General features: G+C 74.9%; 9 protein-coding genes. All 9 read left to right on the top strand.

The window, feature by feature from the left end; all coding sequences use genetic code 11:
* Window positions 1-384: hypothetical protein (locus AE652_RS47535; RefSeq protein WP_199823170.1), on the top strand; the 384-nt coding region annotated here is incomplete at its 5' end.
* Between the two features lie 103 nt (window positions 385-487).
* A complete protein-coding gene (locus tag AE652_RS31230; protein ID WP_049657629.1) occupies window positions 488-913 on the top strand; it encodes a phage tail protein in 426 nt (141 codons plus the stop codon).
* 60 nt (window positions 914-973) lie between these two features.
* Entirely contained in the window at window positions 974-1,711 is a 738-nt protein-coding gene (locus AE652_RS31225; RefSeq protein WP_049657627.1) for a LysM peptidoglycan-binding domain-containing protein, read from the top strand.
* On the top strand, window positions 1,708-3,486 hold the full coding sequence (locus AE652_RS31220) for a VgrG-related protein (protein WP_049657625.1): 1,779 nt from the start codon (window positions 1,708-1,710) through the stop codon (window positions 3,484-3,486). The genes AE652_RS31225 and AE652_RS31220 overlap by 4 nt, the downstream gene beginning before the upstream one ends.
* 74 nt (window positions 3,487-3,560) lie before the next feature.
* Complete coding sequence (locus AE652_RS31215) at window positions 3,561-3,878, top strand: PAAR domain-containing protein (protein ID WP_049657623.1); 318 nt, start codon at window positions 3,561-3,563, stop codon at window positions 3,876-3,878.
* Window positions 3,875-4,297 (top strand): GPW/gp25 family protein, encoded by a 423-nt coding sequence (locus AE652_RS31210; RefSeq protein WP_049657621.1) that lies wholly within the window; start codon window positions 3,875-3,877, stop codon window positions 4,295-4,297. The genes AE652_RS31215 and AE652_RS31210 overlap by 4 nt, the downstream gene beginning before the upstream one ends.
* Window positions 4,297-6,258 carry a putative baseplate assembly protein gene (locus AE652_RS31205; protein WP_049657620.1) on the top strand — a complete coding sequence of 654 codons (1,962 nt, stop codon included), beginning with the start codon at window positions 4,297-4,299 and terminating at the stop codon, window positions 6,256-6,258. The genes AE652_RS31210 and AE652_RS31205 overlap by 1 nt, the downstream gene beginning before the upstream one ends.
* Window positions 6,255-6,818 (top strand): phage tail protein, encoded by a 564-nt coding sequence (locus AE652_RS31200; protein ID WP_049657618.1) that lies wholly within the window; start codon window positions 6,255-6,257, stop codon window positions 6,816-6,818. The genes AE652_RS31205 and AE652_RS31200 overlap by 4 nt, the downstream gene beginning before the upstream one ends.
* Window positions 6,819-6,821: 3 nt before the next feature.
* Window positions 6,822-6,991: zinc-ribbon domain-containing protein (locus tag AE652_RS49570; protein WP_159028598.1), on the top strand; the 170-nt coding region annotated here is incomplete at its 3' end.

Raw genomic sequence — 6,991 nt, 5'->3', positions numbered from 1 at the left:
TCACGGGCCCTGCCCACCGGGCACGCCACCACCGCCACCAGGGCCGCCAACGCCGCGTCCACCCCGCCCGCCCCGCCTTCGCCCGCCACGGCGCGGCTGTTGCAGCGGGTGGCCGAGCAGAACGGCCTGACCGGCGTGCCGCTGACCGCCGTACCGGCGCGTACGCCCACCACGGTGCAGCGCGCAGCGCCGTCCCCGGCCGCTACGACCACCGCGCCCGCCCCGGGGAACGCCCCCGGCGGACCACCCGCCGCGTCGTCCGCCGACCCCGCCGACCTCGACGAACTGGCCCGGCGGCTGGTCGAACCGGTCGGCCGGCTGCTGCGCACCGAGTTGCGCAGGGGCCGGGAGCGCGGCGGCAAGCCGTACGACCTGCGCCGCTGAGCGCGGAGCGGGAAACGCACACCAGAACGACGCACACCAGCCGGACGGCCGCCAGCGGGCCGCGGCGACGTGACCGGAAGCAAGGGAGCAGGGAGCCGAACCGATGACCGACACCATCTTCGCGACCAGTGTGTTCTTCAGCCTGACCATCGGCGGCAACGACCTGGGTGAGTTCACCACCTGCTCGGGACTCGGCGCCCAGGTCGAGATCGAGCAGTACGCGGAGGGCGGCAACAACGGCTTCGCCTGGCAGCTGCCGGGCCGCATCACCTGGACGAACATCACGCTGACCCGGGCGGTCACCGCCGACACGACGAAGATCGCCCGCTGGCTGTCCGAGATCGTCCGCAAGGTCGAGCCGAAGGACGGCGAGATCGTGGCGCTGCGGCCGGACCTGAGCCGGATCGTCGGCTGGCAGGTGCTCGGGATCGTCCCGGTGCGCTGGGAGGGCCCGTCCTTCGACCCGGCCAACTCCCAGGCCGCGATGGAGACCCTGGAGATCGCCCACGCGGGCCTGCGCCCCTTCTGACCCCACCGCCCGCCTACCCGACCCCCGCCCGACAGCCCGACCCACGGAAGGAGCACCAGGATGTCCCCAGCGGTCCCCGCGAGCGTCACCCGGGCCCAACTGACCATCATGGAGCCACCGTCCACGGTCGGCGCCCAGCCCGGCGGCACGCTCGCGCAGCTCCGGCTCCAGTTCAACCCGGCGACCCTGGTGCTGCGCAAGACCACCGAGTGGCGGCGCACCCCGTCCCGGATGGCGGGCGAGTCCGCGCTGCCCGAGTTCGTCGGCAGCGGTCCGCGCTCGCTCTCCCTCGACGTGTTCCTGGACTCCACCGCGACCCACGACAACTCGGTGGAGCGGGCGGTGGAGCAGCTGATGACGGCCTGTGTGCCCACCCCGGCCAGCCTGGCGCGCAAGACGCCGGCCAGCCCGTGGATCCGGCTGGACTGGGGCACCCTGAAGACCACGTCGTTCAACGGGGTGCTGACCGGCCTCTCGGTCACCTACTCGCTCTTCGACGTGGACGGGAAGCCGCTGCGGGCGGTCTGCTCGCTCACCATCGACGAGGCCAGCGTCGACCCGGCCGGCCAGAACCCGACCTCGGGCTCGCCGGAGGCCCGCAGCACCCACCGGGTGATCGCCGGCGACAGCCTGCCGCTGCTCGCCTGGCGCGCCTACGGGGACGCCACCGCCTGGCGTACCATCGCGGAGGCCAACGACATCGACGACCCGCTGGCGTTGATCCCGGGCGCCGAGCTGATCGTGCCGGGGATCGAGGAGCTCACCCAGAGCGGCTCCGCGCAGGGAGTACGGCCATGACCACGCCCGAGGCCCGCGGCGGCCGCTCCTTCGCCGCCGACCCCGTCGTCGAGGCGCCCGGCCCGCTGCCGCCGATCTGGGTGACCCAGCTGGTCTCCTGCGACATCGAGGAGAGCGTCGGCCTGCCCGACACCGCCGTGCTGTCCTTCCGAGACGCCGACCACACCTTCCTCTCCGCCACCGGCATCACCATCGGCACCCCGCTGAAGGTGTCCGTGGTGACCGTCCAGGGGAACACCCGGGCGCGGCTGTTCACCGGTGAGGTGACGGCGCTGGAGCTGGAGGTGGACACCACGGGCTCGTACACCGTGGTGCGGGCCTCGGCCGTCACCCACCGGCTGATGCGCGGGCGTCGGGTGAAGGCCTTCCGGAACATGACGACCGCCGACATCGTCCGCGAGGTCGCCTCCGGAGCGGGCCTGACGTGCGGGCGGGTGGACGCCTTCCCGGTCGTCCACCAGCAGCTCTCCCAGGCGAACGTCCCGGACTGGGAGTTCCTCCAGTTCCTGGCGCAGGAGAGCGGCGCCCAGGTGCGGGTGGACGACGACGGGAAGCTGGAGTTCGTCAAGCCCGACCCCGCCTCCGGCGCGCCGGCCCCCTCCACCCCCGCGCCGCAGAACCCGCTGGTGCTGGAGTACGGCCGCAACCTGCTGGAGCTGCGCGGCGTGCTGACCGGCGCCGGAGGGGCGGACACCGTCGAGGCGCGCGGCTGGAACGTCACCACCAAGAGCGCCCTGGTCGCCACCGAGCCCGCGGTGACGTCGCAGACCGTGCAGCCGGGGATGAGCCCCTCGGCGGTGACCTCCGCCTTCCCCGGCCGGGCCCGGCTGACCGTCGCCGACACCCCGTACCGCACCCAGGCGGAGACCGCCTCGGTGGCCCGGTCGCTGGCCGCCTCGGTGGCGGCCGGCTTCGGCGAGCTGGAGGTCGTCGCCGAGGGCAACCCGCGGCTGCGGGCGGGCACCGCGGTCGCCCTGGGCAACGTCGGCGCCGCCTTCTCCGGCCGCTACACCGCCACCGGGGTGCGCCACCTGCTCGAACCGTTCCGCGGCTACCGGACCACCGTGGTGGTCAGCGCGGCCCCCGACCGCTCGCTGGCCGGGCTGACCACCGGCGGCAACGCGCCGCCGCGCGGGCCGCGGATACCCGGCCTGGCCGTCGCCGTGGTCACCGACGTCCGGGAGCCGGGCGGCGGTCAGCGCGGCTGGGTGAAGCTCAAGTTCCCCTGGCTGGACGACACCTACGTCTCCGACTGGGTGCGCACCGTGCAGTGGGGCGGCGCCGGCGGCGGCGGGGTGGTCAGCCCCGAGGTCAACGACGAGGTGCTGGTCGGCTTCGAGCAGGGCGACCTGGACAGCCCGTACGTGCTGGGCGGGCTCTACAACGGCGTGGACCGGCCCTCCCCGCACGACGTGCCGCTGGTCGACACGGGCTCCGGCAAGGTCAACCGCCGTTCCGTGGTGTCCCGTTCGGGCCACCGGATGGAGCTGCTGGACGTGCCGGGCGGCAAGTCCGGCGTCCGGCTGGCGAGCGGCGACGGCAAGCTGGAGGTCAAGCTGGACCAGCAGCGCGGCGAGATCGTGCTGACCGTCCACGGCCTCGGTGGCGCGGCCGGCAGCACCGTGCGGCTCTCCCCCTCCGGCATCACCCTGGACGCGGGCACCGGCACGGTGGACGTGCGCGGCGGATCGGTCACCGTCCGCGGCACGACGGCGGTCACCGTGGAAGGCGGCGCCGAGGCGGTGCTCAAGGGGGCCATCGTCCGGATCAACTGACGTATCGTCACAGAGAATTGGCAGTAGACGAGTGCCCCACGACCAGCGGGCACCATCCGAAACGGAGACCGCACATGCCCCCCGCAGCCCGGACCGGCGACCTGACCGATCACGGCGGCGCCCTCACCACCCCGCCGCCGGGCGCCCTCAAGGTGGCGACCGTGCTGATCGGCGGCCGCCCCGCCGCCGTCGTCGGCACCGTCCACGCCTGCGTCGTCCCCCCGCACCTGGCCCTGGGCCCCGGCGACGTGGTGCTGCCCTCCCCGGGCGCGCTCGCCGGGGGAGTGGTGCTGATCGGCGGCCTGCCCGCGGCCCGCGTGGGGGACAAGACCACCTGCGGCGCCACCGTCACCGTCGGCGCGTTCAACGTGCTGATCGGCGGCGCCGTATGACGGGCAGCTTCATCGGCCGCGGCTGGGCCTTCCCGCTGCGCGTCAACGCCACCGGCGGCATCGCCCTGGTGGAGCGCGACCGCGAACTCGCGGAGGCGATCCGGCTGATCCTCGGCACCGCCCCCGGCGAACGGCCGATGCGCCCCGAGTTCGGCTGCGGCATCCACGAGTACGTCTTCGCCACCGGCGACAGCACCACCGCCGGGCGGATCGCCCGCGAGGTGCGCATCGCCCTGGAACGCTGGGAACCGAGGATCGAGGTGGACGACGTGGTGATCGCCTTCGACAGCGTCGAGGAGGGCACCCTCTACATCGACGTCCACTACACCGTGCGGGCCACCAACGACCGCCGCAACCTGGTCTTCCCCTTCTACACCATCCCGGAACACCCGAACTCGGCCGAGGGGTCTGCGAACTGATGGCCCTGCCCTCCCCGAACCTGGACGACCGCCGCTTCCAGCAGCTCGTCGACGAGGCCAAGCGGTACGTCCAGCAGCGCGCCCCCGAGTGGACCGACCACAACGTCTCCGACCCGGGCGTCACCCTGATCGAGACCTTCGCCTACCTGGTGGACCAGCTGCTCTACCGGCTGAACCGGGTACCGGAGAAGAACTACGCCGCCTTCCTCGACCTGCTCGGCATCCGGCTCTTCCCGCCGGCCGCCGCCCGGGCCGAGGTCGACTTCTGGCTCTCCGCCCCGCAGACCGAGACCGTCCTGCTGCGGGCCGGCACCGAGGTCTCCACGCTGCGCACCGAGACCGACGAGGCGGTCGTCCTCTCCACCGCCGAGGACCTGCCGATCGTCCCCAGCTCGCTGGAGCGGCTGGTCACCGTCTCCGCCTCCGGCGAGCAGTCCGACGGCACGGCCCGACTGGCCGACGGCGCGGACGTCCGGTGCTTCCAGCAGCGCCCGGTGGCCGGGGACGCCATGCTCTTCGCCCTGCCGGCCGTGGTGCCGCGCTGCATCCTGGTCGTCCGGCTGGACAGCCGGGTCGAGGGCGTCGGCGTCGACCCGCGCCAGCCGCCGCTGGCCTGGGAGGTCTGGGACGGCGCGCGCTGGATCGCCTGCGAGACCGGCAGCGACACCACCGGCGGCCTCAACCGGCCCGGCGAGGTGGTCGTCTTCGTGCCCGCCGGGCACACCGCCTCGGTGGTCGCCGGACGGCGGGCCGGCTGGCTGCGCTGCCGGGTCACCGAGCCGCAGCCGGGCCAGCCGTTCTACTCCGAGTCGCCCACCATCCGCCGGGCCGAGGTGTTCACCGTCGGCGGCACCGCCACCGCCGTCCACGCGCAGACCGTCACCGACGCGCCGCTCGGCACCTCGGAGGGCGTCGCGGGCCAGCGCTTCCGGCTCGCCCGGCCCCCGGTGCTGCTCGACGGCGAGCCCCCGGTGGTCGAGGTCGCGGCCGGCGAGGGCTGGGAACGGTGGACGGTCGTCGAGCACTTCGGCGAGTCCTCGCCCACCGACCGGCACGTGGTGCTGGACGCCACCACCGGCGAGTTCCTCTTCCCGCCCGCGGTCCGCGAACCGGACGGCAGCCTGCGCGCCTTCGGCGCCGTCCCGCCCAAGGGCGCCCACCTGCGCGTCCCGCGCTACCGCACCGGCGGCGGGATCGCGGGCAACGTCGCCCGCGGCACCATCACGGTGCTGCGCAGCTCCGTCCCGTACATCGCCCGGGTCGACAACCGGGAGGCGGCCCGCGGCGGGGTCGACGGCGAGACCGTCGAGAACGCCAAGGCCCGCGCCCCGCACCAGCTGCGCCTGCAGGAACGTGCCGTCACCGCCGGGGACTTCGAGCTGATCGCCCGGCAGGCCGCGCCGTCCGCCGCCCGGATCAGCTGCGTGCCCGCCACCGGCGGGGAGGCGGGCGCGGTGCGGGTGCTGGTCGTCCCCGACGCCGTCGCGGACGAGGGCGACCGGCTGCGCTTCGAGCAGCTGATCCCCGACGACCAGGTGCTGGCCGCCGTCGCGACCGCCCTCGACGAGCGGCGGCTGATCGGCACCCGGCTGGTCGTCCAGCCGCCCGCCTACCAGGGCGTGACGGTGGTCGCCCGGCTCACCACCCGCGCCGCCGACCCCGACCGGGTCCGCGAGGAGGTGCTCGCCGCGCTCTACCGGTACCTCAACCCGCTGCGCGGCGGCGCCGACGGCACGGGCTGGCCGTTCGGCCGGGCGGTGCAGTACGGGGAGGTGTTCGCGGTGCTCCAGCGGGTGGCCGCCGTCGCGGGCGTCGACGAGCTGCGGCTGTTCCCGGCCGACCCGATCACCGGCCGCCGGGGCGCGCCGACCGAGCGGGTCGAGGTCCCGCCGGACGCCCTGGTCTTCTCCCACCAGCACCAGGTCGTGGTCACCGCGCAGGCCGAGGACGGGCGGTCATGACCAGAGCCGCCGTCCCCGGGCTGCCCAGCCCGCACCCGATCGGCGAACTGCTGCCCGCGCTGTTCGCCGAGGACGACTTCGCCCAGCGGTTCACGGCCGGCCTGGACACCGTCCTCGCCCCGGTCTTCGCCACCCTGGACAACCTGCCCGCCTACTTCCAACCCGGCCTCGCGCCCGCCGACTTCCTCGACTGGCTGGCCTCCTGGGTCGCGGTCGAGGTCGACCCGGCCTGGCCGGTGGAGGTACGCCGCGCCGTGGTCGGGCGCGCGGTGGAACTGCACCGCTGGCGCGGCACCCGGCGCGGCCTCACCGAACGGCTGCGGCTGGTGCTCGGCGTCGGCGCCGAGCTCGTGGACGGCGGCGGCGCCTCCTGGTCCGCCGACCCGGACGCCCCGCTGCCGCCCGCGCCGAGCGGCGAGCTGCTGGTCCGGGTCTGGCCGCTGCGCGGAGCGGAACCGGACGAGGACCAGGTGCGGTCCGTCGTCAGGGCCGGCTGTCCGGTCCATCTGACCTGCCGGGTGGAGATCCTGCCCGGCCCACCCGGGCGAGCGGAGGGCTGACGGATGCCGGTGTGCCCCGAATGCGGAACGGCCAACGGGGAGGGGGACGACTTCTGCGGCAACTGCGGCGCCTACCTCGGCTGGTCGCGCACCGCCGGCGCCGCGCCGGCCGTGCCCGCGCCCGCGCAGGCCGAGCCGGTGCCTGCTCCCGCGCCGAAGCCGACGCCCGCGCC

Origin of the sequence: Kitasatospora sp. MY 5-36 (assembly GCF_001182915.1) — a bacterium.
GTDB lineage: Bacteria > Actinomycetota > Actinomycetes > Streptomycetales > Streptomycetaceae > Kitasatospora.
Note: the sequence above shows the minus strand (reverse complement) of the source record. Positions and strands in the feature narration are given on the sequence as shown.

Coding starts and splice junctions, on each gene's coding strand:
- AE652_RS31220 (WP_049657625.1), top strand. CDS start 1,708: ATGACCACGCCCGAGGCCCGCGGCGGCCGCTCCTTCGCCGCCGACCCC.
- AE652_RS31210 (WP_049657621.1), top strand. CDS start 3,875: ATGACGGGCAGCTTCATCGGCCGCGGCTGGGCCTTCCCGCTGCGCGTC.
- AE652_RS31225 (WP_049657627.1), top strand. CDS start 974: ATGTCCCCAGCGGTCCCCGCGAGCGTCACCCGGGCCCAACTGACCATC.
- AE652_RS31205 (WP_049657620.1), top strand. CDS start 4,297: ATGGCCCTGCCCTCCCCGAACCTGGACGACCGCCGCTTCCAGCAGCTC.
- AE652_RS31215 (WP_049657623.1), top strand. CDS start 3,561: ATGCCCCCCGCAGCCCGGACCGGCGACCTGACCGATCACGGCGGCGCC.
- AE652_RS31230 (WP_049657629.1), top strand. CDS start 488: ATGACCGACACCATCTTCGCGACCAGTGTGTTCTTCAGCCTGACCATC.
- AE652_RS31200 (WP_049657618.1), top strand. CDS start 6,255: ATGACCAGAGCCGCCGTCCCCGGGCTGCCCAGCCCGCACCCGATCGGC.